At 58.4% G+C, this 26729-nt stretch carries 26 protein-coding genes; 11 read left to right on the forward strand and 15 right to left on the reverse strand.

Features of this window, described 5'->3' with window-relative positions; all coding sequences use genetic code 11:
* Window positions 1-25: 25 nt before the first annotated feature.
* The 3 genes from clpA to ABFT80_RS16155 all read right to left on the reverse strand — a co-directional run bounded on the left by clpA (window position 26) and on the right by ABFT80_RS16155 (window position 3407).
* A complete protein-coding gene (gene clpA / locus ABFT80_RS16145) occupies window positions 26-2494 on the reverse strand; it encodes an ATP-dependent Clp protease ATP-binding subunit ClpA (RefSeq protein ID WP_347972950.1) in 2469 nt (822 codons plus the stop codon).
* A 7-nt stretch (window positions 2495-2501) separates the two neighbouring features.
* Window positions 2502-2828 (reverse strand): ATP-dependent Clp protease adapter ClpS, encoded by a 327-nt coding sequence (gene clpS, locus ABFT80_RS16150; protein WP_347973159.1) that lies wholly within the window; start codon window positions 2826-2828, stop codon window positions 2502-2504.
* A 252-nt stretch (window positions 2829-3080) separates the two neighbouring features.
* Window positions 3081-3407: a phasin family protein gene (locus ABFT80_RS16155; RefSeq protein ID WP_347972951.1), complete on the reverse strand. Its 327-nt coding sequence runs from the start codon at window positions 3405-3407 to the stop codon at window positions 3081-3083.
* A 276-nt stretch (window positions 3408-3683) separates the two neighbouring features.
* Between ABFT80_RS16155 and ABFT80_RS16160 the strand changes: the two genes are divergently transcribed.
* Window positions 3684-5015 (forward strand): D-alanyl-D-alanine carboxypeptidase, encoded by a 1332-nt coding sequence (locus ABFT80_RS16160; RefSeq protein WP_347972952.1) that lies wholly within the window; start codon window positions 3684-3686, stop codon window positions 5013-5015.
* 43 nt (window positions 5016-5058) lie between these two features.
* Here ABFT80_RS16160 and ABFT80_RS16165 read toward each other — a convergent pair whose 3' ends face one another.
* The 5 genes from ABFT80_RS16165 to ABFT80_RS16185 all read right to left on the reverse strand — a co-directional run bounded on the left by ABFT80_RS16165 (window position 5059) and on the right by ABFT80_RS16185 (window position 8715).
* A complete protein-coding gene (locus ABFT80_RS16165; RefSeq protein ID WP_347972953.1) occupies window positions 5059-5754 on the reverse strand; it encodes a DnaJ domain-containing protein in 696 nt (231 codons plus the stop codon).
* Window positions 5751-6485, reverse strand: coding sequence for a VWA domain-containing protein (locus tag ABFT80_RS16170; RefSeq protein WP_347972954.1), 735 nt, complete (start codon window positions 6483-6485; stop codon window positions 5751-5753). Before ABFT80_RS16170 ends, ABFT80_RS16165 begins: the two co-directional genes overlap by 4 nt.
* Window positions 6486-6534: 49 nt before the next feature.
* A complete protein-coding gene (locus ABFT80_RS16175; RefSeq protein WP_347972955.1) occupies window positions 6535-6966 on the reverse strand; it encodes a DUF1489 family protein in 432 nt (143 codons plus the stop codon).
* Between the two features lie 64 nt (window positions 6967-7030).
* The gene (locus tag ABFT80_RS16180; RefSeq protein WP_347972956.1) at window positions 7031-8431 is read right to left on the reverse strand and encodes an L-serine ammonia-lyase; all 1401 of its coding nucleotides are present in this window, start codon (window positions 8429-8431) and stop codon (window positions 7031-7033) included.
* 155 nt (window positions 8432-8586) lie between these two features.
* On the reverse strand, window positions 8587-8715 hold the full coding sequence (locus tag ABFT80_RS16185; RefSeq protein WP_347972957.1) for a hypothetical protein: 129 nt from the start codon (window positions 8713-8715) through the stop codon (window positions 8587-8589).
* 274 nt (window positions 8716-8989) lie between these two features.
* On the opposite strand from ABFT80_RS16185, the gene ABFT80_RS16190 reads away from it, so the two are divergent.
* On the forward strand, window positions 8990-9742 hold the full coding sequence (locus tag ABFT80_RS16190; protein ID WP_347972958.1) for a DUF599 domain-containing protein: 753 nt from the start codon (window positions 8990-8992) through the stop codon (window positions 9740-9742).
* Here the strand turns inward: ABFT80_RS16190 and ABFT80_RS16195 are convergent.
* The 4 genes from ABFT80_RS16195 to ABFT80_RS16210 form a co-directional block, all read right to left on the reverse strand.
* Window positions 9688-10488, reverse strand: a complete 801-nt coding sequence (locus tag ABFT80_RS16195; RefSeq protein ID WP_347972959.1) for a YdcF family protein — start codon at window positions 10486-10488, stop codon at window positions 9688-9690. The genes ABFT80_RS16190 and ABFT80_RS16195 overlap by 55 nt on opposite strands.
* Before the next feature lie 38 nt (window positions 10489-10526).
* Window positions 10527-12008 (reverse strand): Asp-tRNA(Asn)/Glu-tRNA(Gln) amidotransferase subunit GatA, encoded by a 1482-nt coding sequence (gatA, locus tag ABFT80_RS16200; RefSeq protein WP_347972960.1) that lies wholly within the window; start codon window positions 12006-12008, stop codon window positions 10527-10529.
* A 51-nt stretch (window positions 12009-12059) separates the two neighbouring features.
* A complete protein-coding gene (gene gatC / locus ABFT80_RS16205; protein WP_347972961.1) occupies window positions 12060-12347 on the reverse strand; it encodes an Asp-tRNA(Asn)/Glu-tRNA(Gln) amidotransferase subunit GatC in 288 nt (95 codons plus the stop codon).
* 88 nt (window positions 12348-12435) lie between these two features.
* Window positions 12436-13143 (reverse strand): metal-dependent hydrolase, encoded by a 708-nt coding sequence (locus ABFT80_RS16210; RefSeq protein ID WP_347972962.1) that lies wholly within the window; start codon window positions 13141-13143, stop codon window positions 12436-12438.
* Between the two features lie 72 nt (window positions 13144-13215).
* Between ABFT80_RS16210 and ruvX the strand changes: the two genes are divergently transcribed.
* On the forward strand, window positions 13216-13701 hold the full coding sequence (gene ruvX / locus ABFT80_RS16215) for a Holliday junction resolvase RuvX (protein ID WP_347972963.1): 486 nt from the start codon (window positions 13216-13218) through the stop codon (window positions 13699-13701).
* Here the strand turns inward: ruvX and ABFT80_RS16220 are convergent.
* Both ABFT80_RS16220 and ABFT80_RS16225 read right to left on the reverse strand, forming a co-directional pair.
* Window positions 13668-13979 (reverse strand): DUF6105 family protein, encoded by a 312-nt coding sequence (locus tag ABFT80_RS16220; RefSeq protein ID WP_347972964.1) that lies wholly within the window; start codon window positions 13977-13979, stop codon window positions 13668-13670. The two genes, ruvX and ABFT80_RS16220, sit on opposite strands and share 34 nt — an antisense overlap.
* Before the next feature lie 138 nt (window positions 13980-14117).
* Entirely contained in the window at window positions 14118-15743 is a 1626-nt protein-coding gene (locus tag ABFT80_RS16225; protein ID WP_347972965.1) for an acyl-CoA dehydrogenase family protein, read from the reverse strand.
* A gap of 180 nt (window positions 15744-15923) precedes the next feature.
* Between ABFT80_RS16225 and ABFT80_RS16230 the strand changes: the two genes are divergently transcribed.
* Genes ABFT80_RS16230 through dprA form a run of 4 tightly spaced genes read left to right on the forward strand, consistent with a single transcriptional unit; the run spans window position 15924 to window position 19974 of the window.
* Window positions 15924-16886 carry an aspartate carbamoyltransferase catalytic subunit gene (locus ABFT80_RS16230; protein ID WP_347972966.1) on the forward strand — a complete coding sequence of 321 codons (963 nt, stop codon included), beginning with the start codon at window positions 15924-15926 and terminating at the stop codon, window positions 16884-16886.
* Window positions 16883-18169, forward strand: a complete 1287-nt coding sequence (locus ABFT80_RS16235; protein WP_347972968.1) for a dihydroorotase — start codon at window positions 16883-16885, stop codon at window positions 18167-18169. The genes ABFT80_RS16230 and ABFT80_RS16235 overlap by 4 nt, the downstream gene beginning before the upstream one ends.
* A gap of 24 nt (window positions 18170-18193) precedes the next feature.
* Window positions 18194-18820: a glycerol-3-phosphate 1-O-acyltransferase PlsY gene (gene plsY / locus ABFT80_RS16240; protein ID WP_347972969.1), complete on the forward strand. Its 627-nt coding sequence runs from the start codon at window positions 18194-18196 to the stop codon at window positions 18818-18820.
* On the forward strand, window positions 18817-19974 hold the full coding sequence (gene dprA / locus ABFT80_RS16245; RefSeq protein WP_347972970.1) for a DNA-processing protein DprA: 1158 nt from the start codon (window positions 18817-18819) through the stop codon (window positions 19972-19974). Before plsY ends, dprA begins: the two co-directional genes overlap by 4 nt.
* Here the strand turns inward: dprA and ABFT80_RS16250 are convergent.
* Window positions 19936-20139: a hypothetical protein gene (locus ABFT80_RS16250; RefSeq protein WP_347972971.1), complete on the reverse strand. Its 204-nt coding sequence runs from the start codon at window positions 20137-20139 to the stop codon at window positions 19936-19938. The genes dprA and ABFT80_RS16250 overlap by 39 nt on opposite strands.
* Before the next feature lie 278 nt (window positions 20140-20417).
* Here ABFT80_RS16250 and topA point away from each other — a divergent pair, with 278 nt between their 5' ends.
* Genes topA through ABFT80_RS16270 form a run of 4 tightly spaced genes read left to right on the forward strand, consistent with a single transcriptional unit; the run spans window position 20418 to window position 26594 of the window.
* Complete coding sequence (gene topA, locus ABFT80_RS16255) at window positions 20418-23030, forward strand: type I DNA topoisomerase (RefSeq protein WP_347972972.1); 2613 nt, start codon at window positions 20418-20420, stop codon at window positions 23028-23030.
* Between the two features lie 6 nt (window positions 23031-23036).
* Window positions 23037-25361: a ribonuclease R gene (gene rnr, locus ABFT80_RS16260; protein WP_347972973.1), complete on the forward strand. Its 2325-nt coding sequence runs from the start codon at window positions 23037-23039 to the stop codon at window positions 25359-25361.
* A 2-nt stretch (window positions 25362-25363) separates the two neighbouring features.
* A complete protein-coding gene (locus ABFT80_RS16265) occupies window positions 25364-25798 on the forward strand; it encodes a DUF983 domain-containing protein (RefSeq protein WP_347972974.1) in 435 nt (144 codons plus the stop codon).
* A 55-nt stretch (window positions 25799-25853) separates the two neighbouring features.
* The gene (locus tag ABFT80_RS16270; protein WP_347972975.1) at window positions 25854-26594 is read left to right on the forward strand and encodes an NUDIX hydrolase; all 741 of its coding nucleotides are present in this window, start codon (window positions 25854-25856) and stop codon (window positions 26592-26594) included.
* The last annotated feature ends 135 nt before the right edge of the window (window positions 26595-26729 follow it).

The raw sequence follows: 26729 nt of genomic DNA on the forward strand, positions 1-26729 counted from the left end.
AGAAAGCGTCTCGATGAGGCCAGTCTTATGACTTCCGCGGCAGTTGCGGAACAAGACTGCGCTTGCCGCCGTCCTTGCCCTTCGACACCGTCTTGGGCTTCGGTGCCGCTGCTTTCTTGGGAGCGGCTTTTTTCGCCGCAGCCTTTTTCACTGGAGGCTTTTTGACCTCTTCCTTCTTCGGCTTGACGGGCGTTTCTTCAGGCAGGGATTCGAGCTTCAGGCCCTTTTCTCCCGTTTCCTTGGTCTCGACCGTCACGCGAACCGTGCCGCCCTTCTTGAGCTTGCCGAACAGCACTTCATCCGCCAGCGGCTTCTTGATGTGCTCCTGAATGACACGGCCAAGCGGCCGCGCACCCATGCGTTCGTCGTAACCCTTGTCGGCCAGCCATGCGATCGCTTCCGGCGCGAGTTCGAACGTCACGCCGCGATCGGAAAGCTGCGCTTCCAACTGCATGACGAACTTCTCGACCACCTGATGGATGACCGGGATCGGCAGCGAGCCGAACGGAATGATCGCATCCAGACGGTTGCGGAACTCCGGCGAGAACAGCCGGTTGATCGCCTCGACATCGTCGCCTTCGCGCTTGACCGAGCCAAAGCCGATTGCCGCCTTGGCCATCTCGGAGGCACCCGCATTCGTCGTCATGATCAGGATGACATTGCGGAAGTCGATCTGCTTGCCGTTGTGATCGGTAAGCTTGCCGTGATCCATGACCTGCAACAGAATGTTGAACAGATCCGGGTGGGCTTTTTCGACCTCGTCGAGCAGCAACACGCAATGCGGATGCTGATCCACGCCATCGGTCAACAGACCGCCCTGATCGAAGCCGACATAGCCGGGAGGCGCACCGATAAGCCGCGAGACGGTATGGCGCTCCATATATTCCGACATGTCGAAGCGGATCAGCTCGACGCCGAGCGAGGCAGCGAGCTGCTTGGCAACTTCCGTCTTGCCGACGCCCGTCGGGCCTGAGAACAGGTAGGAGCCGATCGGCTTTTCCGGTTCGCGAAGGCCTGCACGTGCAAGCTTGATCGCCGACGACAATGCGGTGATCGCCGTGTCCTGACCGTAGACCACGCGCTTCAGCTCGATTTCGAGACCAGCGAGAACCTGCTCGTCGTCTGCCGAAACCGTCTTCGGCGGAATGCGGGCCATCGTGGCGATGGTCGCCTCGATTTCCTTGATGCCGATGGTCTTCTTGCGCTTGTTATCCGGCAGGAGCATCTGCGATGCGCCCGTTTCGTCGATCACGTCGATTGCCTTGTCGGGCAACTTGCGGTCGTTGATGTAACGCGCCGAAAGCTCGACGGCAGCCTTGATCGCATCCGCGGTGTATTTCACCTTGTGGAAGCTCTCATAATAAGGCTTCAGGCCCTTCATGATCTCGATTGCGTCGTCGACGCTCGGTTCATTCACGTCGATCTTCTGGAACCGGCGCACGAGTGCGCGGTCCTTTTCGAAGAACTGCCTGAACTCCTTGTAGGTCGTGGAACCGATGCAACGAATTGCACCCGACGACAAAGCGGGCTTCAACAGGTTCGAAGCATCCATTGCTCCGCCTGAAGTGGCGCCCGCACCGATGACCGTATGGATTTCATCGATGAACAGAACCGCGCCTGGAAAATCCTCCAGTTCCTTCACGACCTGCTTGAGGCGCTCTTCGAAATCGCCGCGATAGCGTGTGCCGGCGAGCAGAGTGCCCATGTCGAGCGAGAAGATCGTCGCGTCGCGAAGCACTTCGGGAACTTCGCCTTCGACGATCCGCTTGGCCAGGCCTTCCGCGATGGCGGTTTTACCGACACCCGGATCACCGACATAAAGCGGATTGTTCTTCGAGCGGCGGCACAGAACCTGAATCGTACGGTTGATCTCGGTTTCGCGACCGATCAACGGGTCGATTTTCCCGGCCTTGGCCTTGTCGTTCAGATTGACGCAATAAGCAGTCAGTGCGTCCTGCTGCTTCTTCTTGCCGCCTTCTTCGGCGGCTTCCGCACCGGTCGAGCCTGACTGCTCTTCATCCGCGCCTTTCGGCGAACGGCTTTCCGAAGCACCGGGACGCTTGGCGATACCATGCGAGATGTAGTTGACCGCATCGTAGCGGGTCATCTGCTGTTCCTGCAGGAAGTATGCAGCATGACTTTCGCGCTCTGCAAAAATCGCGACCAGCACATTTGCGCCCGACACTTCCTCACGGCCGGAAGACTGGACGTGAATGACTGCGCGCTGAATCACGCGCTGGAATCCGGCTGTCGGCTTCGAATCCTCATCGTAGCCCGTAACCAGATTGTCCAGTTCGGTATCGATATAGGTCAGTACTGTGTGTTTGAGTTCGTCCAGATCGACATTGCAGGCGCGCATGACTGCAGCGGCCTCCGAATCGTCAAGCAGGGCGAGCAGGAGATGTTCGAGCGTCGCGTATTCATGGTGACGCTCGTTTGCAAGAGTCAGCGCCTGATGAAGCGCCTTTTCCAGGCCTTGGGAGAAAGCCGGCATAAAAACCTCACTTTTTCTCCATCACGCATTGCAGCGGATGTTGATTCTGACGGGCAAAGTCCATGACCTGAGACACTTTGGTCTCGGCCACCTCGAATGTATAGACCCCACATTCGCCAACACCGTGATGATGCACGTGCAGCATGATGCGAGTCGCCGCCTCCCGATCTTTCTGGAAAAATCGTTCAAGAATATGGACGACAAATTCCATGGGAGTGTAGTCGTCGTTTAAGATGAGTACCCGATAGAGGCTCGGCTTCTTCGTTTTCGTTTTGGTGCGCGAGATTACTGCCGTGCCACGGCCAACTCCGTTGTTGCCCGGCCCGTCCTGCATCCTTGCCACATTTGATTCTGTGGCTTTCCCGATAGTCTTCAAAAATTCCTTGCCTTTCATCGGGCACGCTTCCGACATTGAATGTAGGTAGTCAAAATCAGATTTTAAGCCCTTCTGCTGCGCTGACAATACGGCTGATGGTGCCATCGGTCGATTTGCCGGCATAGACAGACACAATAAAATGAAACAGACGAAAAAGCCCGGCTGCAAAAAGCAACCGGGCCTTCGATTGGAACGCTGCGCTGGTAAGGCTTAGCTGGCCTTAGCGACGGCCTGTTCGAACGGACGGTATGCTTCCTTGGCGAGGTCTGCGTAAAGTTCGCTGATTTTTGTCGCTTCGGCGACGAAACCTTCATAAGCGCTTTTCGCGTAGTCGGCCTGCACCTGCACTGCCGACTCAAGTGACTTGGAGGAAATCAGCTTTTCGAAAGCAGCACCGCCATTCTCGAAACTTTTCTTGGTGTAATCGCCTGCCTCGGCCGCAATTGCCTGCGTGCCTTTCGAAAGAGCCGCAAAGCTCTTGAGGCTGTGATCTACGAATTCTGCACCGAAATTTCCGGCATTCTCAAACTGCGCCATTTTTATTTCCCTTTTTTGTAGGAATTCGACGGACACCCGTCTTGTGCACTGCATTAATTTTAGATGCGATGCACAAAAAGTCAACATTCGCGCGGTTCGGTATCAACGAGCCTGTAGGTAAAGCTCGAATTAAATGGTGAACGTTCCGGTTACCATAAACGGATTGGTAACGCTGCCCGCGTAACATGCCCCCTTAGACATGAGGCTGGACCTTTGCCGCCTCGGGCGAAACACAAATTCTCAAAGGGTGTAACAGTGCGCAAGGCGTTGTCGGGTATGGCTCTCCGAACATTATTTTCTTTCAAAGGCGCGGTTGCCGCGTCGCTGGCATTGGCGATCTCCTTAACCGCCACGGTTCCAGCATCTGCGAATCCTAAATATGCAGCGATCGTCATCGACGCGAATTCGGGAAAGACTCTTTTCCAATCGAGTGCCGATGAGCCGCGTTTTCCTGCGTCCCTCACCAAGATGATGACGCTCTACATGGTGTTCGAAGCCATGTCGTCGGGCAAACTGACCAAGGAAACGCGCATTCCGTTTTCGGCGCAGGCTGCCGCCATGCCGCCGACAAAGATCGGCGTGAAGGCTGGCAACTCGGTCACCACCGAAACGGTCATCCTGTCGCTCGTTACCAAATCGGCCAATGATGCCGCCGCCGCGATGGGCGAATATCTCGGCGGTTCCGAGCAGGGTTTTGCCCGTTTGATGACGCAGAAGGCCAAGCAGCTCGGCATGAACAACACCGTGTTCAGAAATGCTTCGGGCCTTCCGAACGACCAGCAGCTCACCACCGCGCGTGACATGGCGATCCTCGGCATAGCGCTGCGCGAGCATTATCCTCAGTATTATTCGTATTTTTCGACCAAGTCCTTCACGCTTGGCCGCCAGCGCATGGGCAACCACAATCGCCTGCTCGGCCGCGTCAGGGGTGTCGATGGCATCAAGACGGGTTACACCCGCGCTTCTGGCTTTAACCTGACCTCGTCGGTCGTCGATGGGGATCGCAGCATCGTCGCGGTCGTCATGGGCGGCAAGTCCGGCGCCAGCCGTGACAACCATATGGCAGACCTCATCAAGAAGTATTTGCCTGCTGCATCGACCCGCGACCGCGGTCCGCTCGTTGCCCGTGCCGGCAGCACGACATTTGTAACGATGGCCAGCGCCATCCTGCCGAAGAAGAACGCCCCTACCCCGGATTTCCGTCCTGACAACGCTTTCGTAGCGATGGAAGAAGTGGCACCAACACGCCGTCCGTCCCAGCAGGTCGCATCGGCTGAGGCAGCCATCCAGGCATATGCCGCGTCGGCTCCACGCCCGCAGGTCAATGTGGATGTCGATCCGGTGAATACGGCGTCTGTGCCAAGCGGTTGGGTAATCCAGGTCGCATCTTCAACGAGCCAGAGCGAAGCGCAGGCATTCCTCTCGAAGACCAGCGGTGCTGCACCGCAGGTTCTGGCAGACGCCTCGCCGTTTACCGTGCCTTTCCAGAATGGCAACCAGACCTACTACCGCGCACGCTTTGCTGGTTTCGTGTCCAAGGACGCTGCCTGGAATGCATGTGGCGCTCTGAAGAAGCAGAAAATCGCCTGTTACGCCGTGCAGCAGTAAGCACGGCGTTCCGCCTCCCGGAAAGTAATTTGTCGAAGGAGTATCAATTGTGATTGGAGAGCAGGACGTCCTTGGCTTCGTTGATTCTCGCCGCGAGAAAAGACGTACCTCCGAGATCGGGGTGCAGGCGCTGCATCAAGCGTCGATGCGCCTTGCGGACATCCGCAGCAGCGGCCCCCGCTTCAAGACCAAGGACCTTGTAGGCCTCCTCCTTAGTCATGGCGCCAGAACTTGGCGCAGCTCCCTGCCTGTCGCGACCGTCCGCATTCGCGTCTTCGCGCCAGGCGGGAAATCGGCCATCAAGATAAGTCTGTAAAAGCTGGTCGCTTTCGGGATCCGAGCCGAGCTCCCGATGCAGCTCATTCAGTTCGTCGAGGCTCATGGAATCGAGCGTCTTGCCTTCATGACGTCCCGCCAACACGAAACCATCCAGCGTCCCGCTGTCATGGTCCAGTTCCATTTCGATTGCCGCGGTTCTGACCGTAGATGTCTTTCCCGGTGATTTTTGCTGGGACGAAATCCGCCGCGCCCATGTAAACCAGCCGAGCGCCAGCGAGATCAACCCGCCGCCAACGCCTGCGCGTCCCATGAAAAGCATGATGACGCCGATCGCACCGAGCAAAATCGGGCCGACCATTCGCACCGTCGTTGCGATCTGTTTTGCATCGAGACGCACCAGCGCAACGCACAGCATCGCCAGCAGCATGAACCCCGCCAGAACTCCCAGAAAAATACTCATTTCGGGCCGCTTCCGCGCAGATTTTCGATCATCAGCCGATCATGTGGTGTGCCGCGCTGCTCCAGCGCCTTGAGCCCGCCTGTCGCGTAGACGGCGACCGTCGCCAGCAGTTTCGCCAGGGTTGCGGCAGATTGCCGGTCGAACCGGAACCATGCGCCCTTGGACAGCCGGGCGATTTCCTTGAAAGCGATCTCTGCCGCCGAATCGCGCCCTTCCTGAAATATGAAGACCGGCGTTCCATGAAGGCCGAGGCGACCGGCTTTTTCGGCCAGATCGTCAACATTCTCTTCCATCGCATCGCCGATATAGACCAGTGCATTGACCTTTTTCTTGCCCGTCTCGGCCAGCGTATGCGCCAACACCTTGCCGATCTGCGTCTGGCCGCCCTGACAGGTGATTTTCGTCATCAAGTTTTTGAGAGATGCCGTATCGGCAACGAATTTGGACGCGCGGCATTCACCCAATCCGCGAAAATAGATGAGTTGCACATTGAGCGAACCGGCCTTGCCGACGGCATCGAACATTTCTGCCTGCAGCGAGCAGGCGAGATCCCATGTCGGCTGACGGCTCATCGTGGCGTCCATCGCCAGTGTGAGACGTCCGGCATCCTGCCCGGTATTCTGGATCATGGCAGCGCGCGCCTGACGCACGAACGCATCGATCTCGGCAGACTTCGAGACATTCCTGGCGACGCTCGTCGAGGTCGTGGCGGGTGGGCGTTTTTCATTCATGCTATGAACATGTGGCGATCGCCACGAGCTTGCAAGCCCGCCCCGCGCGTCAAAGCAGCCCAAGGTCCGCCAGTTCGCGCTTCAGATTCGGCGGAAGCTCTGCCGCGCTACCGGTCCCGATGTCGGCCGGCGCATCGGTGTCTTTGAGATAACGCCATCCCTGAAATGCGCGGCGCGGCTGCCAGTCAGTGCGAATGACATTTGGTTTGAGCACGAGCTGGCAGCGGGAAATGCCTTCGCTATCCGTAAACGGACGCACCTCAAGCAAGCGCTGACGGCATTGCACATTGCCCTTGATAACCCAATAGAGCGAACCGCCATCGACAAGTTCGGCCGCGCGCGTCGGCACCATGCGTGTGGTGTGGAATTGCTCGACCGGCTGGCCAGCGCGACGCTTTTCCTCAAGGCGGAAGGCAATCCACTCCTCGAGGTCTTCGACGCTGCTGCAGCCGACGCAGAGTTTTATGAGGTTCAGTGCCATATCAAGAGATTTAGCGAGTGCGCTCGCCCGGTCAACAGTCCAGGCCGGTTCTCCACAGAGCGCGTCAGCATTCCACCACGTTCACCGCGAGACCGCCAAGGCTCGTTTCCTTGTATTTCTCGTTCATATCCATGCCGGTCTGGCGCATGGTTTCGATTGCTGCATCGAGCGGCACGAAATGTGTGCCGTCGCCCTTTGTCGCAAGCGAGGCCGCCGTGACTGCCTTCACAGCGCCCAGCGCGTTGCGCTCGATACAAGGCACCTGAACGAGACCACCTACCGGATCGCAGGTCATTCCAAGATGATGTTCAAGCGCGATTTCCGCTGCATTCTCGATCTGCGCGGGCGAACCGCCCATCACCGCGGCAAGGCCTGCCGCCGCCATTGCCGAGGCCGAACCGACCTCACCCTGACAGCCGACTTCCGCTCCGGAGATCGAGGCGTTGGTCTTGATGATTCCACCGATTGCGGCAGCCGTCAGCAGAAAATCGCGGATGCCGCGCTGGTCGGCATCGACATGGAAATGCAGCCAATAACGCAGCACCGCAGGCAAAACACCGGCAGCGCCATTCGTCGGCGCAGTCACAACGCGCCCGCCAGCCGCATTTTCTTCATTCACCGCCATCGCGTAGATCGACAGCCAGTCATTCGCCAAAAGCGGATTGGGCCGGTTCTGGCGCCATTCTTCCTGGAGCTTGTCGTGAAGAAAGCGCGCCCGGCGTTTTACCTTCAGCCCGCCCGGCATGATGCCGTCCTGCGAAAGCCCACGCTCGATACAGCCGCGCATCGCATCCCAGATGCGGTCCAAACCAGCATCGAGTTGCTCGCGTGTTACGTGGGTTTCCTCATTAATACGCTTCATTTCAGCGATGGAAAGCCCGCTTTCGCCCGCCATTTTCAGCATTTCGACGGCATTCTTGAACGGATAAGGCACGGTTTTGCCCGTCTGTTTCTGCCCGGTCGTCTTCATGCGCTGAAGCTCTTCATCGGAAACGACGAAACCGCCCCCGATCGAGTAATAGATGCGCTTCAAAAGCAGACGGTCTTCACCGTCATACGCGTAGAACGCCATACCATTCGCATGGCCGAGCAACGGCGTTTTCTTGTCCAGAACGAGATCCGTTCCCGGGTCGAAACGATAGGAGGGATGGCCGGGAGGCGAGACTTGTTTGGTGGAGTTGATTTCCTCGATAATGCCGTCAACCTTATCGGGATCGACCGTAACCGGTGTCAGTCCCGTCAATCCAAGCACGACGGCCCGGTCGGTTCCATGCCCTACGCCCGTATAAGCGAGCGACCCGTGCAAGCTTGCGCCCAGTTTTTCAACCTTCGCACCAGCGGGACGCGGCCAGTCATCGCCTGCGAGCTCTTCCAGAAAGCGCACGGCAGCCGTCATCGGGCCCATCGTGTGCGAGCTCGAAGGGCCTATCCCGATTTTGAAAAGGTCGAAAACCGACAGAAACAATTTGCTGTGTCCTCAAATCCGATAGCGTGGGCTATCGGATATAAGATGATGTGTCGAATTTTTCGAGGAAATGGGCTTCGCACCCCCCGCCGTTTGCTAGCGCATCAACGACACTTGGCAAATCACTGTATTCGAATTTACGGTTTGGTTGAAGCTCAGCTTGCAGCGAGAACCGCGGCGGTTTCGGTTCCGCCGACGAGCCAAGCGAGCAGGATGATACCTGCAAAAGCGATCACTGCCTTGGCCGTCAGGCCCCAGCAGGATTTTTGAACGCCATCGTCCATGATTGTCCTGTATCTTTCGCGTTGAACCAATCGTTCAACACCATCCGCCTATCGGCAGGGAGCGATTTACTACTCTTTAACCAATCATTTCGCAACTGCGAAACAAGGCGAAAAACAGACAAATCTTGCACGGCAGCCATGCGAATTTGCTGGCCGTGCCAACGAATTCAATCGTTTGGCGCCGGTTCCTTACTGCACGCATTTTCAATATGTTTGGCTGCATTGTGGCAAGGTGTACAAACCATAGCAAAGCAGGCTGATTTAAGTGGCGGACATGGCCGATTCATATTTTCTGACACTCACCGATTACGCCGCTTTGGCGCTTTTCATCGTCGCATGGCTCGTCCACGGAATGGCTTCCGACGGCAGGATCGTCGGCCGCGTTTCCTTGACCAACGCAATGAATGCACAGCGCGAAGCCTGGATGCGGACCATGGCGAAGCGTGAACTCAGAATGATCGACACGAGCATCATGGTCGGTCTGCAACAGGGAACGGCGTTCTTCGCGTCCAGCGCGCTTATCGCGGTCGGCGGCTGCTTCGCGCTTCTTGGCGCGTCCGATCACGTCTTGAATGTCATGTCGGAACTCTCGCTTGCAGAAAAGCCGCTCCGCTCCGTTTTCGAAATCAAGGTGCTTGGCCTGATAACGATTTTGGCCTTCGCATTTTTCAAATTCGGCTGGTCGTACCGGCTCTTCAACTATTGCTCGATCCTCATCGGCGCCGTTCCGATGGTCAAGGAAGGCGCGGCACATGGCTGGGAACTGGAAGTCGCACTCGGCCGCGCTATCAAGATGAACATCCTGGCAGGCCGGCATTTCAATTCCGGGCTGCGTGCGGTGTTCTTTTCGATCGGCTATCTCGGCTGGTTCATCGATCCGCTTGTGTTCGTACTGACAACCATCCTGCTGTTTGCAGTACTCCTGCGCCGCCAGTTTTTCTCGGCAGCCCGGCAGGCCGTCATTGTTTCCGATCAGGAAGCGTCAGGGCCGGGAAATACCGAGTCGATCCTGCCGGAAAAGCGATAGGCGAAAAGACCGATCCACTCGCGAATGCCGAGCGTCGCGTTCTGCACGCTGTCCAGTGCATTGTCCTTGAAGAAGCCAATGCCTTCCTCACCGGATGTGCGGTAATCGGTCGGCCAGGGCAGAACGGCGAAATCCGCTTTCCTGAACAGCGCCATCGAACGCGGCATGTGAAACGCCGAGGTAATCAGCAGCCAGGTTTCGCCGGGCTGCGGATTGACCAGTTCTTTTGAAAACACGGCGTTTTCAAACGTATTGCGCGAGCGGTTCTCCAGCGTCATCCGGCTCGTCTCGACGCCAAGCGCATTGAGCAGGCGCGGCGCGGTGTCTGCATCGCCCTCGCCTTCAAGGATTAACTCGCCGGAACCACCCGAGATGACGATTTTCGCCTCAGGGAAACGTCTCGCCAGAACGGCAGTCTCGACGAAACGATCCGCCGCATTGTTCAGCTCATAGCCGCCGCGCGCCAGATTGATCGCGCCTTCGAAGCCGCCGCCGAGAACGATGATGCCGTCGATGCGCTCCGGCAATTGCGGGCGCGCAAAGCGTTCTTCAAGCGGGTTGAGCAACATCGCGCCGAACGAGGTCCAGACGACCAGAACCAGGATCAAAAGGCTCGCCAGCGAAAGCGTTGCCGCGAGCCGCCGCATCCTGAGCCAGCCGAGGAAAATCGCGGCAAAGATCAGGAAGATGACCAGGTTCAACGGTTGAATGAAGAACCAGAAGACCTTGGAGAGTACGAAGAACATCGATCAGCCCCCGCTTTTCGTGCGTTCTGCGTTTATGCCTACCACCATTTGTCCGGTGCAAAGCGTCCGGCTGCCTTTTCGATGACATCGGCAGTCTGGAACAGCGATTCCTCGTCGAACGGACGGCCGATAAGCTGCAAGCCGAGCGGCAGACCTTTCGAATCGAGCCCGGCCGGAACAGCGATACCCGGCAGTCCCGCCATGTTCACCGTCACCGTAAAAATGTCATTCAGGTACATTTTGACTGGATCGGAAGCCATTTCCTCGTCGGCAATACCGAATGCAGCGGATGGCGTTGCAGGCGTCAGGATGACATCGACGCCCGCATTGAACGCGTCTTCGAAATCCTTCTTGATCAGCGTGCGAACCTTCTGCGCCTGCAGATAATAAGCGTCGTAATAACCGGCCGAGAGAACATAGGTGCCGATCATGATGCGGCGCTTCACTTCGCGGCCGAAACCGGCGGCGCGGGTGTTTTCGTACATCTCGGCAATGTCCTTGCCCGGAACGCGCAGGCCATAGCGTACGCCATCATAACGGGCGAGGTTCGACGAAGCTTCGGCAGGTGCCACGATGTAATAGGCAGGCAACGCATATTTCGTATGCGGAAGCGAAATATTGACGATTTCCGCACCGGCTTCCTTCAGCCAGGCGATGCCCTGCGCCCAGAGCTTTTCGATTTCTTCCGGCATGCCATCGACACGGTATTCTTTCGGAATGCCGATCTTCATGCCCTTTACGGACTTGCCGATTGCCGCCTCATAATCCGGCACTGCGCGGTCGACCGAAGTCGTATCCTTCGCATCCACCGAAGCCATCGACTTCAACAGGATTGCGGCGTCGCGAACGTCGCGTGCGATCGGGCCAGCCTGATCGAGCGAGGATGCGAAGGCCACCGTGCCCCAACGGGAAACGCGACCATAGGTCGGCTTGATGCCGACCGTGCCGGTGAATGCCGCAGGCTGGCGGATCGAACCGCCTGTGTCCGTGGCAGTCGCACCAGCGCAGAGCCATGCGGAAACTGCGGAAGCCGAACCGCCAGATGAGCCGCCGGGCACCAGATCCTTGTTCGAATCCGTGCCGCGCCAGGGGTTTTTCACCGCGCCGTAATAGGAAGTCTCGTTGGACGAGCCCATCGCGAACTCATCCATGTTGAGCTTGCCCAGCATAACCGCGCCGTCAGCCCAGAGATTGGCCGTGACGGTCGATTCGTAATGCGGCTTGAAACCGTCCAGCACATGGCTGCATGCCTGCGTGTGGACGCCCTCGGTCGCAAACAGATCCTTGATGCCGAGCGGAATGCCTTCCAGCGTTCCGCCATTACCGACGGCGAGCTTCGCATCCGAAGCCTTCGCCATGTCGCGCGCCTTGTCATGCGTGACCGCGATATAGGCATTGAGCGTCGGATTGGCCGCGTCGATGGCGTTCAGGTACGAATCCGTGAGTTCGGATGCGGAAAATTCCTTGTCGCGCAGCGCCTTGCGGGCTTCGGCAATCGTCAGCTTGATAAGTTCGCTCATACACTCAAATCCAGATTCTATTCGCGGAAGCTCGGCGTCTTGCGACGCGACTTACTCGACGACTTTCGGCACGAGAAAGAAGTTCTCGTCGGTCGCCGGCGCATTGGCGACGATGTCGGCCGCCTTGTTGCCGTCGGTCACGACATCGGCGCGCTTCTTCATTTCCATCGGAATAACCGATGTCATCGGCTCGACACCGGAAACATCGACTTCGCTCAATTGCTCGACGAAGCCCAATATGGCGTTCAGCTCGCCTGTCATGCGCTCCGCATCCTGCTCGTCCACCGCAATGCGGGCGAGATGCGCGACGCGCTTTACTGTCTGAATATCTACGGACACAAAAACCTCCGGTAAACCGGGCCAATCACTGCCCGCGCTATACCGGTGCAGACGGCCTCACGCAACAATGTTCGTGCCCGTAAAGCCTCTAGATGTCGAACGGCTCGCCGATCTTCGGCAACAGCACCTTGGCCTTGGCACCGTCCATTCCGGCGACAAACTTGTCGGCATTCGGCTCGATCATGCCGAAAGTAGCGAAATGGCAGGGTATAACCTGCTCGAAATTAAAGAAACGCTGGCAGGCAAGTGCCGCGACCGCGCCGCCCATCGTGAACCGGTCGCCGACCGGCACGATACCGACCGCAGGCTGATGCAATTCGTTGATCAGCGCCATATCCGAGAAAATATCCGTATCGCCCATATGATAAAGTGACTTGTCGTTCTGGAAATGCAGCACGAGGCCTGCGGGATTGCCCAGATAGGTATTCTGGCCGCCCTCGCCCGGAAATGACGAGGAATGCAGCGCATTCACGAATGTCGTGGTGAAACCGCCGCAATCGACCGTGCCGCCATGATTGCCGGGATTGATCTTCTTGTCGCTCACGCCCTGGCCGACGAGATACATGCAAATCTCGAAATTCGCGACGAGCGTCGCGCCCGTGGCTTTGAGGATTTCCACCGTATCGCCGATATGGTCGCTATGGCCATGCGTCAGCAGAACATGCGTAATGCCCTCGGCAGGCCCTTCCCACGGCTTGTTCCATGATGGATTGCCCGTCAGGAACGGATCGATCAGGATCTTTGCGTCGCCCGCTTCGATGCGAAAAGCGGAATGGCCGTACCAGGTAAGTTTCATGATGATCCTCGATTTTTGCTGATCGCAAGGATAGAACGCGACGGGTTCAAGTCAAAAAGAAAGCGGCAGAAATTGGCGATTAGCACAATTGAAGACCTGCAGACGCATCTCGTCGCCGGTAAAACGCTTGCCGCGCTCGACCTCGGCGACAAGACGATCGGCGTCGCCGTGTCGGATCGCGGGCTGTCCTTTGCCAATCCGCGTCAGGTCGTCATGCGCAAGAAATTCACGCTCGACGTCAACGCCCTGCTCGTCACCTTCAAGGCCGACAATGTCGGCGCGGTCGTCATGGGCCTGCCGGTCAATATGGACGGGAGCGAAGGCCCGCGCGCTCAGGCGTCGCGCGCTTTCGTGCGAAATGCCGCGAGGCTGACCGATCTGCCCTTCGCCTTCTGGGACGAGCGGCTTTCGACGGTCGCGGCCGAACGTGCGCTGATCGAAATGGACGTGTCGCGCAAGAAACGAGGTGACCGCATCGATTCAGCAGCGGCAGCTTTTATCCTGCAAGGCGTACTGGACCGTATTCACGCACTCGGCGCGGATGATTCGCCCGAATAAGCGGCGCGCTGCGTTTTGATCCACGCAATGATCGGCTTGCGGCGGCGGAATGCGTAGATCGCCAAAATCAGCAGCGTGTCGATGATACAGGCTTTAACGATCAGCCCCGGAATGATCGTCGGGTCGATTCCGAGCGTTTCCCCGTAAAGCTGGAAGATCAAATCATGAGCCTGCCGCGTCAGCATCACATAGCCGAAATGAATATTGTTGGCAGACAGCAGAAACCAGCCCCAGAAAAGGATGAGTGGTGCGGCCCAAAGTGCCAGAATATAGCGCATCAGCCTCTCCAATCCGTCTTGGAGTGACCGCTTTTCGATGACTTTTCCGAATGACCGCGCATGGAATCCCTGCTTTCGGGATCACAGTGCTGCTTATGTTTTGCGGCTGCAATCTAAACCATTTGTTAAGGTTAATTTCTACGCCGCCGGATAGAGCGTATCCACGATCATTCTTGCATCATGCCGTGCATCCAGCATCCCGTAGGTGCCGCGCCATTGGCCTGCGAGGCGCGTCTCGATGAAAGCATCTGCGATGCGCCCTGCCCCAAGCCGCCGCAACTCCGCTGCTGCTGCCGCCAATGCAAGCTGTTCCGTCAGGATGCGGGCTGAGCCTTCGTCGGAATTCGCGACCTGCATTGCGGCCCGCAACACGCCGACAGTGCCTCGCCCGCTTGGACCGAGATCGCGTTCTATACCGGCGAGCACCTCGTCGAAGAGTGCAGGCGCACGGCCAAGCACGCGCAACACGTCGAGCGCCATGACATTGCCGGACCCTTCCCAGATCGCGTTGACAGGCGCTTCGCGATAGTAGCGCGCGAGCGGCGCTTCCTCGACATAGCCATTGCCGCCAAGGCACTCCATCGTCTCATAAAGAAGCGCCGGTGCGATTTTGCAGACCCAATATTTCACGACGGGCGTCATCGCGCGGGCAAAAGACGCTTCGCTGCGGTCGCTGGCTGCCTCATCGAAAGAGCGGGCCAGCCGGAACGACAATGCGGTCGCGGCAGCCACATCGAGCGCCATGTCCGCCAGAACGCGCTGCATCAGCGGTTGTTCGATAAGCGTAGAGCCATAGACTTGCCGGTGACGCGTGTGGTGCACCGCCTCGGCCAGACCGGCCCGCATCAAGGCTGAAGACGCGACCGCGCAATCCAGCCTGGTCAACGTCACCATATCCATGATGGTTTTGACGCCCGCGCCGGGATCGCCGACCATTTCGCCGATGGCTTCCTCGAATTCGACTTCGGACGATGCGTTGGACCGGTTGCCGAGCTTGTCCTTCAAACGCTGGAACCGCATTCCATTGTTCGACCCGTCGCCAAGCAGGCGCGGAACCATGAAACAGGAAAGCCCTTCCCGCGCCTGTCCAAGCACGAGAAACGCATCCGACATAGGTGCTGACATGAACCATTTATGGCCGGTCAGGCGATAGAAATTGCCACCAGTGCGCTCCGCCTTGGTCGTATTGGCACGAACGTCGGTGCCGCCCTGCTTTTCGGTCATGCCCATGCCGAGCGTCAGCCCGGCCTTTTCAACAGGCGGCTTCTGGCTCTGGTCGTATTTGCGCGTGGTGACGCGCGGCGCCCATTCGCGGAAAAGCTTGGTGCTCGCCATCAATGCGGCAAGCGAAGCGCTGGTCATGGTGAGCGGGCAAAGATGACCGCATTCGAGCTGCGCGGTCAGATAAAAGCGCCCTGCGCGAATCTGATGCCTGCGTCCGGTTTCCGCTTCGCCATTCTCCCAGATCGACGAGTGAAGCCCGCTGGCGATCGAACGGCGCATAAGCGCGTGATAGGCCGGGTGAAATTCCACGACATCGGCGCGACGGCCCTGCCGGTCATGCGTTTTAAGCCGCGGTGTGTCGGTGTTTGCAAGCCGCGCAAGATCCTGCGCTTCCGGCGTAAGCACGAAGCGGCCAAGCCCGTCGAGATCCTTGCGAACAGGCTCCGAAAACCGCTCGGCAAGCTGGATAAGCAGGGGGTCACCCCGCCACGCATTGCTTCCCGTAAGCGGCGGCGGCTGGTTGGTTACCTCGTGCGTCACGCAATTTCCTTTACAATTTCGGGCGCGAATTCGGGGTTATGGACGAATCCGCCCACCGCTCTTTCGGCTTTATAACCCAATGAATGCAACCCGCACGACGAAAATACCGGGGAAGATGGGGTCGATCTCCACACTATGTATTGCCGCAGGCCCCGACCGCGCCTATAGCACCCATTTGATATGACAGAGCCAACAACCTTCCCGCTTTATCCTCACCGCCATCTTCTGGGCATTGCGGATCTGTCGCCGCCCGACATCGAACTTCTGCTGGATAGGGCCGATGCCGCCGTTGCGGTTTCCCGCCAGTCCGAGAAAAAGAAGTCGATCCTTCGCGGCCGAACCCAGATCAATCTCTTCTATGAAGCATCGACACGCACGCAGGCCTCCTTCGAGCTTGCGGGCAAGCGTCTTGGCGCAGACGTCATGAATATGTCGGTCGCCTCTTCTTCGGTGAAGAAGGGCGAAACGCTGATCGACACGGCGATGACGCTGAACGCGATGCGCCCGGACATTCTTATCATCCGCCATGCCTCGGCAGGTGCTGCGGCACTTCTCGCGCAAAAAGTCGGCTGCTCGGTCGTAAACGCCGGAGACGGCGCACATGAACACCCGACGCAAGCGCTGCTCGACGCGCTGACGATCCGCCGTGCCAAGGGCGCACTCTCGCGTCTGACGGTCGCCATTTGCGGCGATGTTCTCCACTCACGCGTCGCGCGCTCCAACATCCTGCTGCTGAATGCGCTGGGCGCTCGCGTGAAAGTGGTTGCGCCTTCCACATTGCTGCCCACCGGCATTGCCCAGATGGGCGTGGAAGTCTGCCGCACCATGCAGGAAGGCCTGAAAGGCGCGGACGTGGTCATGATGCTGCGCTTGCAGCGCGAGCGCATGGAAGGCGCTTTCGTGCCTTCGGTTCGCGAATATTTCCGCTACTACGGCCTTGATGCCGAAAAGCTGAAGGCCGCCAAGGAAGATGCGATGGTGATGCACCCCGGACCGATGAACCGGGGTGTCGAAATCGCCTCCGAAATCGCTGACGGCCCGCAAAGCGTCATTCAGGAACAGGTCGAGATGGGCGTTGCAGTCCGCATGGCCGTCATGGAAGCGCTGCTCGATCCCCGCCGCAATGATGGAGTGCCGTCATGAGCGTCTCCGTCTTCCAGAATGCGCGCATCGTCGATCCGTCGCGCGGTATCGACGAAATCGGCACCGTCATTGTCGACGGAAAGAAGATCGTTGCAGCCGGGGCTTCCGCGCGCAATCAGGGCGCCCCCGGCGGTGCACAAATCCATGATTGCACCGGCAAGACCGTCATCCCCGGCTTAGTCGACTCGCGCGTTTTCATAGGCGAACCCGGCGGCGAACATCGCGAAACCATCGCGTCGGCAAGCCTTGCAGCCGCAGCAGGTGGCGTCACCTCGGTCATCATGATGCCGGATACCGATCCGGTCATCGACAATGTCGCTCTGGTCGAATTCGTACTGCGCACTGCGCGCGACACTGCCGTCGTCAACGTGTTTCCGGCCGCAGCCATCACCAAGCACCTCGAAGGTCGCGAGATGACCGAGTTCGGCCTTCTGATGGAAGCAGGCGCGGTTGCGCTTACCGATGGCCGCGCGACAATCGCAAATGCGCTGACCATGCGCCGCGCCCTCACCTATGCACGCGATTTCGGCGCGGTCATCGCACATGAAACGCAGGACCGGCATCTTGGCGCGACCGGCGTCATGAATGAAGGGCTTTACGCAAGCTGGCTTGGTCTTCCCGGCAGCCCGAGGGAAGCGGAAACAATCCCGCTGCAGCGCGACCTGATGCTGGCGCGCCTCACGCAGGGCAATTATCACGCAGCCAAGATTTCGACGGCCATGGCCGCTGACGCAATTTCGGTTGCCAAGAACGAAGGCACGAATGTCACAGCGGGCGTGTCCATCCACAATCTGTCGCTGAACGAGAATGACATCGGTGAATACCGCACATTCTTCCGGCTTTCCCCGCATCTTCGCGCCGAGGAAGACAGGCTTGCGATGGTCGAGGCACTGAAGGACGGCACGATCGACATCATCGTCTCCTCGCATGATCCGCAGGATGTGGATACGAAGCGCCTGCCTTTCGCCGATGCGGCCGCCGGTGCAATCGGCCTTGAAACGCTGCTCGGCGCTGCTTTGCGCCTCTACCACAATGGCGATGTGCCATTGCTGCGTCTGATCGAAACGCTCTCGACCGCACCGGCCCGTATTTTCGGCCTGCCGGGCGGAACGCTCGCGCCGGGCGCCAATGCCGATCTCTGCATCGTCGATCTGGAAGACCCTTGGGTGGTAAGCGAAAAGGACATTCGCTCGCGCTCCAAGAACACCTGCTTCGAAGGCGCGCGGCTGCAAGGCAGGGTCTTGCAAACGCTTGTTGCGGGCCGCACTGTATACTCGTCCTGACTTGAATAGGCTCCGGGGGGATCAATGTCCGACGCTACATTCACGACGGCATCCTTGCCGATACTGATTGGCTGGCTGGTTTTCGGCTACCTGCTCGGCTCGATTCCTTTCGGACTTCTGCTCACTCGCGCCGCCGGATTGGGCGACGTTCGCAGCATCGGATCGGGCAATATCGGCGCAACCAATGTACTCAGAACCGGCAATAAGGGATTGGCAGCACTCACTCTTTTGCTCGACGCGCTTAAAGGAACAGCGGCAATCGCCATCGCGCTTTATTGGGGCGTACCTGCAGCAATCGTCGCTGGTTTCGGCGCTTTCCTCGGCCATCTCTTTCCGGTCTGGCTCGGCTTCAAGGGTGGCAAAGGCGTTGCAACCTATATGGGCGTGTGCCTCGGTTTCGCGTTCCTCGGCGCATGGCAGGGTCTGGTGACTTTCATCGCAGCCTGGCTCGCTGTCGCGATACTTCTCCGCTACTCCTCGCTTGCCGCGCTGATTGCCATCATCCTCGTTCCGATCGTCTTCTTCGTTGCAGGATTTCAGGAACTTGCACTCGTTTCGGCGATCATGAGCCTGATCGTCATCGCGCGGCATCGCGCCAATATCTCGCGGCTCCTTGCCGGCACTGAATCCCGAATCGGGAGCAAGGGATGATGGAAAAGCCTGCCGGACAGCAATTGAGCGACCGGCAGCGTCTGAACTGGCTTCGATTGATCAGAACGTCGAATGTCGGTCCGGCCACGTTCCGCGATCTTATAAATCGCTTCGGCTCGGCTGAAAAAGCCCTCGAAATGCTGCCGGAACTCGTCCGCACCAGCGGCACGCAGCGCAAATTTCGCATTCCTGCGGCAGAAGAAGCTGAAAAAGAACTCGATTTTGCAAATCGCAATGGCGCGCGCTTTGTGTGTATGGGCGAACCAGACTACCCGGCTGCACTTAAACGCATCGAATATGCGCCGCCGATTCTTGCGGTAAAAGGTGACATTTCGGTTTTGACCCGTCCCGCAATCGCCATCGTCGGCGCGCGCAACGCCTCTCTCGCCGGCATAAAGATGGCTCAAAAGCTGGCCCAACAACTCGGTGAGGAAGGCTATGCCATCGTTTCCGGTCTGGCGCGCGGCATCGATACGGCGGCACATAAGGGCAGCTTGAAAACCGGCACGATCGGCGTTCTGGCAGGTGGTCTAGACCGTCCCTACCCGCCAGAAAACATCCCGTTATGCGGTGAAATCACTTCGAATGGCGGTGTCGTCATCTCGGAAATGCCCTTCGGCTGGGAGCCGCGTGCGCAGGATTTCCCTCGTCGCAACCGCGTCGTTGCAGGTATAGCGCTCGGCCTCGTCGTCATTGAAGCGGCGCAGCGCTCCGGTTCGCTGATCAGCGCGCGACTGGCGAATGAAATGGGCCGTACGATATTTGCTGTGCCAGGCTCACCGCTCGACCCGCGTGCGGCTGGCACCAACCGTCTTTTGAAAGAGGGCGCGACGCTGGTTACGGAAGCGCAGGACGTGCTGGATGCAATTGCGCCTATGCTCGCATCTCCCGTTCAACAACGGTTCTCGCTTGAAGAATCTGCACACGGCATGGATGCGCAGCCGGATACAATTGACGATAGTCTCGCTGCCAGTGACGAGCGCGCGGTCGTCATAGAGATATTGGGACCGACGCCGACGAGCATCGACGAAATCATCGGCCATACGGGGCTGCATGCCTCCCGCATCATGACCGTCCTGCTCGAACTCGATCTTTCCGGTCGCATCGAGCGCCACTCAGGCGGCGCTGTTTCTCTTGTTGGCCTGGATTCGTGAAGGCCGATCACCGCGAATGATGTCGCTCGCTTCGACATATGCCATCTCGATGAGGTAGGCGAGCATGTCGCAGCGCTCCGCTTCCGCCATGGTTCGCAACTGCCCCAGCATCGATTGCATATAGTCCAACGTATCTGTTCGTCGTCTTGCATAAGGCTGAGGCATACGAAATAGTCTCCCTTCTCCGGCAGCGAAAACCGCCGGATTGCTTACGTTCAAGACTGTCGCTACGACGGGCTCGCCTCCCGATCACGAAAAGTATATGTCACATATCTAAAATTGCAATGATATACTTTAATAAACCAAAGGTTGTATGCCGGTTGCGATGCTCATTTGTGCTTGCCTCTTGACCGCATGGCAAAGCACGGCCATGTGACGGACAAAATGAAAACAAGGCCACTCGCTTTTCCGGGCTTGGCCGCTGTTCAGGAAATACCAGCCATATGGACGTCGTAGTCGTCGAATCGCCGGCCAAAGCCAAAACGATCAACAAGTATCTGGGCCGAAACTATAAGGTTTTGGCATCGTTCGGCCATGTCCGCGACCTCCCACCCAAGGACGGCTCGGTCAGGCCCGATGAAGATTTCGCCATGTCCTGGTCCGTGGATGGTCCCTCCTCCAAGCGCCTCGCAGACATTGCGAAGGCAGTGAAGGAGGCCGATGGCCTGATTCTCGCAACCGATCCCGATCGCGAAGGCGAAGCCATTTCCTGGCACGTGCTGGAAGTTCTGCGGCAAAAGAAGGTGCTAAAGGACAAGCCGGTCAGCCGCGTCGTCTTCAACGCGATTACCAAACAATCCGTTCTGGATGCGATGAACAATCCGCGTCAGATCGATGCGCCACTGGTCGATGCCTATCTGGCGCGCCGTGCGCTCGACTATCTGGTTGGCTTCACTCTGTCGCCGGTTCTATGGCGCAAACTGCCTGGCGCCCGCTCTGCTGGCCGTGTGCAGTCCGTCACGCTTCGTCTGGTCTGCGACCGCGAAAACGAGATCGAACGCTTCATCCGCGAGGAATACTGGCAGATCGCAGCCCTGCTCGACACGCCGCGCAATGAAAATTTCGAGGCGCGGCTGACAGTTTTCGAGGGAAAGAAGCTGCAGAAGCTCGATATTTCCTCGAAAGAGCAGGCAGAAGACATCAAGAACATGCTCGACGGCGCGAAATTCAAGACGCTTTCCGTCGAAGCAAAGCCCACGAAGCGCAATCCCGGTCCGCCCTTCACGACCTCGACATTGCAGCAGGCCGCGTCGTCGCGGCTGGGCTTTTCGGCCAACCGCACGATGCAGGTTGCCCAGCGCCTTTATGAAGGCATGGAGATCGGCGGTGAAACGACCGGCCTGATCACCTATATGCGTACCGACGGTGTGCAGATGGTGCCCGAGGCGATCACGGCTGCCCGCCAGTCGATAGCCAAGGAATTCGGCGACAAGTACCTGCCGGAAAAGCCGCGCTACTATTCCGCGAAAGCCAAGAACGCGCAGGAAGCGCACGAAGCGATCCGCCCGACAGATTTCTCGCGCCTGCCCAGCGAGATGAAGAAATTCCTCGATACCGATCAGGCCCGTCTCTACGAGATGGTCTGGAAGCGCGCCATTGCCAGCCAGATGCAGCCTGCCGAAATCGAACGCACGACTGTCGAGATCGAGGCCATCAACGGCTCGCGCACTGCTGGCCTGCGCGCTGTCGGCTCGGTGATCCGCTTCGACGGCTTCATCGCGGCCTATACCGAGCAGAAGGAAGAGGATTCGGAGGACGAGGAAAACAAGCGTCTGCCGGAAATCCGCGCCGACGAGACGCTTGCGAAGCGCGAAATCAACGCGACTCAGCATTCGACCGAGCCACCGCCGCGCTACTCGGAAGCCTCGCTCATCAAGAAGATGGAAGAGCTCGGCATTGGGCGTCCGTCTACCTATGCCGCAACGCTCAAGACGCTTGAAGACCGCGAATACATCACGATCGACAAGCGCCGCCTGCACCCGCATTCCAAGGGCCGCATCGTCATCGCCTTCCTCGAAAACTTCTTCGAACGCTATGTGGAATATGACTTCACGGCGTCGCTTGAAGAAAAACTCGACGAGATTTCCGACGGAAAGCTCGAATGGAAGGCCGTTCTGCGCGATTTCTGGAAGGATTTCTCCGCAGCCGTTGGCGATATCAAGGAATTGCGCGTTACCGATGTGCTCGATGCACTGAACGAAACGCTAGCACCTCTGGCGTTCCCGGAGCGTGAGGACGGCTCGAACCCGCGCGTCTGCCCGAAATGCGGTGTCGGAAACCTGTCGCTCAAGCTCGGAAAATACGGTGCGTTCGTCGGCTGCTCGAACTATCCCGAATGCGGCTTCACACGCCAGCTCGGCGATGCCGTGAACGGCAATGGCGAGCCTGCCGCGATGGAAGACGGTAACAAATCGCTCGGCAAAGACCCATATACGGCTGAGGAAATCACGCTGCGCAGCGGCCGTTTCGGTCCTTACGTCCAGCGCGGTGAAGGCAAGGAAGCCAAGCGCTCAAGCCTGCCGAAAGGCTGGACGGTCGAAAGCATCGATCACGAGCGCGCTCTGGCTCTGCTATCGCTGCCGCGCGATATCGGCGCGCATCCTGAAACCGGCAAGATGATTTCCACCGGCCTTGGCCGCTACGGTCCGTTCGTCCTGCATGACGGCAATTATGCGAATGTCGAAACCATCGAGGATGTTTTCTCGATTGGCATCAACCGCGCCGTTTCCGTGCTTGCCGAAAAGGCATCAAAAGGCCGAGGCGGACGCGGCGGAACGCCAGCCGCACTCAAGGATCTCGGCGAGCATCCGGATGGCGGCGGCAACATCACCGTTCGCGACGGCAAATACGGCCCATACGTTAATTTCGGCAAGGTGAACGCCACGCTGCCAAAGGGCAAAGATCCGCAAACGGTTACTGTAGAAGATGCAGTGGCTTTGATCGCGGAGAAGGAAGCCAAGGGCGGCGGCGCCAAAAAGCCGGCCCGCGCCAAGGCTGCTCCCGCAGCGAAGAAAAAGGCGCCCGCCAAAAAAGCCGCAGCCAAGAAAAAGGAATAATTACAATTGGCAAAAAAGAACCCCGGACGAACAGGCGCTGTCGGAAAGACGCGCTCGTCCGGTTCGTCGGCCCCGACCGACAAGAACAAAAATTTCCGTCCCTCGCGTGACGAGATTCTGCGTTTCATTGCAGAAAACCCGGACAAGAACGGCAAACGCGAAATCGCGAAAGCCTTTGGCCTCAAAGGCGAAGGCCGCATCTGGCTCAAAGATATGCTCGCCCTCCTTCAGGATGACGGGCAGCTTGAGAAAAGCCGCAAGCGGCTGGTCCGCTCCGGCACCCTGCCCAATGTGACGACGCTCGACATTTATGCACGCGACGATGACGGCGGATTGCTGGCGCGACCGTCCAGCCAGCAAGAATCATCCAAAGAATCGATCGTGGTTCGTATCAAGCCGTCGCGCGGTACAGGTCCGGCGGCAGGAATCGGCGACCGCGTCATGGCCAAGGTCTTTCCGACCAACGACCCGACAGGCCCAGCCTACACCGCTCGCGTGATAAAGGTTTTCGAGAAGCGCGAAGACACCGTTCTCGGCATCTTCCGCGTACTCAAGGACGGCACGTACCGCCTGGAGCCGGTCGAAAAACGCCAGGGCGAACTCGTCATCGAGAAGGACTACGCAAACGGCGCGCAAGCCGGCGATCTGGTGGAAGTCGAGCCCGGCCCCTCCAGCCGCTACGGATTGGGCCGCGGCAAGGTGCGTTCGGTTCTGGGCTCGCTGACCAGCGAGAAGGCGGTCTCGATGATCGCCATCCACGCACACGAAATTCCGCATATCTTTCCGCCGGAAGTGATCGCTGAATCCGAAGCGGCCAAACCGGCAACGCTGGAAGGCCGCGAAGACTGGCGTGAACTGCCGCTGGTGACGATCGATCCTGCCGACGCCAAGGACCATGACGATGCGGTCTTTGCCGAAGTCGACACAGATGAGCGCAATCCCGGCGGCATGATCGCCACCGTCGCAATTGCCGACGTGGCGGCTTACATTCGCACCGGAACGGCACTCGACCGCGAGGCGCTCAAGCGTGGCAATTCGGTCTATTTCCCGGATCGTGTCGTGCCGATGCTGCCGGAACGCATTTCCAACGATCTCTGCTCACTGAAAGAGGGCGTGGATCGCCCTGCCCTTGCCGTGCGTATGACCTTCTCGCCGGAAGGCCGCAAGATCAGGCACAGTTTCCATCGCATCATGATGCGCTCATCCGCGAGGCTTTCCTATCAGGAGGCACAGGCGGCAATCGACGGCACTCCCGACGAGGCGACAACGCCCATCCTCGAAATGATCCTGAAGCCGCTTTGGCAGGCTTACGACATATTGAAGCGTGGTCGCGATTCGCGCCAACCGCTGGAACTCGACCTGCCGGAGCGTAAAATTCTCCTGAAGGAAGACGGCACGGTAGACCGCGTTATCGTGCCTCCCCGCCTCGATGCGCATAAGCTCATCGAAGAATTCATGATTCAGGCGAATGTCGCAGCCGCAGAGACGCTGGAAGCGAAGAAGCGAAGCCTCGTCTACCGCGTCCACGACGCGCCCTCACTCGCAAAGCAGGAATCGCTCCGCGAATTCCTGCAGACGCTAGGGCTTTCGCTGGCACGCGGCGCGCAGATGCAACCTGGCCAGTTCAACTCGATCCTTGAGCGTGTTCGCGGCGCCGACCATGAAGCGCTGGTCAATGAAGTCGTTCTTCGCTCGCAAAGCCAGGCGATCTATTCGCCTGACAATCTTGGCCATTTCGGCCTGAATCTGCGCCGCTACGCGCATTTCACGTCGCCTATCCGCCGTTATGCCGACCTGATTGTGCATCGGGCGCTGATAAGCGCGCTCGACCTTGGAAATGATGGCATCACCCGTTCGGAAGAAGAGCGGCTGAAGGACACCGCCGAGCAAATCTCGATAACCGAACGCCGCGCCATGGCCGCCGAGCGCTCGACTGTCGATCGGCTGATTGCCTCGCATCTGGCCGAACATGTGAACGAGACATTCGCCGCGCGTATTTCCGGCGTCACCAAATCCGGCCTGTTCGTGCAACTGCCTCAATATGGCGCAGACGGCTTCATACCGGTGTCATCATTGGGAGATGACTACTATATATATGATGAAGCCGCGCGATCCCTGTTCGGAAGCCGCAGCGGCAAGGGTTTTCAGCTTGCGGACAAGGTCGAGGTAAGGCTTCTGGAAATCGTTCCACTGGCCGGCGAGATGCGGTTCGAAATGTTGAGCGATCCAAAGCCGCTGCCGGGTTCGAAGCGGTCGTTCCATAAAAGCAAACGGCCTCGCTCGAAGTCGCCTGCTGGACATTCGCGACATGCGTCGCGATCTAGGAGATAGGAATGGAAAAACTTGTTCTGGGTGGTCAGGAAGCCGCAGTCAGACAGACGCGCCCTCTCTGGACAGCCATGAAGCGCGGCTTTCTGGGCCGTTGCCCGCATTGCGGCGAAGGCAAGCTTTTCTCGTCCTTCCTCAAAACGGTCGATCACTGCCAGCATTGCGGCGAAGAGATGCATCACCACAGGGCAGATGACCTCCCGGCCTATCTGGTCGTCGTCATCATCGGCCACATCATCGTCGGTGCATTCATGGCGGTCGAAGCGACGAGCACGCTCTCCACATGGCAGCATCTGGCAATTTGGGTGCCGGTCACTATCGTTTCAGCGATTGCCCTGCTCAGCCCCGCCAAGGGTGCGATTGTCGGCCTTCAATGGGCGCTTTACATGCATGGTTTCGGTGGTGAAGAGGATGTCGTCGAGACACATCCTGAATTGTAAAGTGAATTGAAAAACAGTCGTTCCGTCTTAGTACCACCTGAACAAAGAGCCTATCATGGACGGAATGACCAAAGCAGAAGTGGACATTGCCGATGCGAAGGATTTCGCCATCGGAAAAGGCCCTCTTCGGCCGAAAGACGCTGCAACGCTGATCCTGCTGGATCGTCGTGGTGGTGAAATTTGCGTGCTTATGGGACGGCGCCACCAGCGTCACGCCTTCATGCCCGGCAAATTCGTTTTTCCAGGCGGACGCACCGACCCCGCTGATTCCAGAATTCCTGTTCTGCATGATCTGCATCCAGCCGAATTTTCCAAACTTTCCAAAGGCACGAGAGCCGTTGCAGGCGCGCGGGCGCGCGCCATTGCGCTTTCGGCCATCCGCGAAACATACGAGGAAGCGGGCCTGCTCATCGGCCATGCCCAGGCATTCGATACAGCCAAGGAAGGCTGGCTTGGCTTCATGGATCACGGGGTCGCGCCTTCGCTTGAAAATTTGCGCCTCGTCGCGCGGGCAATCACCCCGCCCGGCCGCATCCGGCGTTTCGACACGCGATTTTTCGCCGCCTGGAAATCCGATGTCGCCGTTGCACTTGAAGATGGCGGGCCGACAGACGAGCTGGAAGAGCTTGTCTGGCTGCCGCTTGCCGAGGCGAAAGAGGCAGAGATACCGACAATCACCCGCTCGGTGCTTGGAGATCTTGAAATGCGCCTCGATGCCGATCCCGAACTTTCGCCGGGAGGTCCAGTGACCTTCTATCGGATGATCCGAAACCGCTTTGTTCGTGAAGTTCTGTGAGCGTCATGGCGAAAAGCAGGAAACTTTTTCCCAACGGCACCGTGCTCCATCCATCTGTGTCAGCCGCATTCGTGCAACGCGACGTGATTTCACGTCGTTGTAAAATGCTTTAGCGCCGTCAACGGCAGGTACTTT

The organism is Foliimonas ilicis (assembly GCF_039939195.1).
Taxonomy (GTDB): domain Bacteria; phylum Pseudomonadota; class Alphaproteobacteria; order Rhizobiales; family Rhizobiaceae; genus Foliimonas; species Foliimonas ilicis.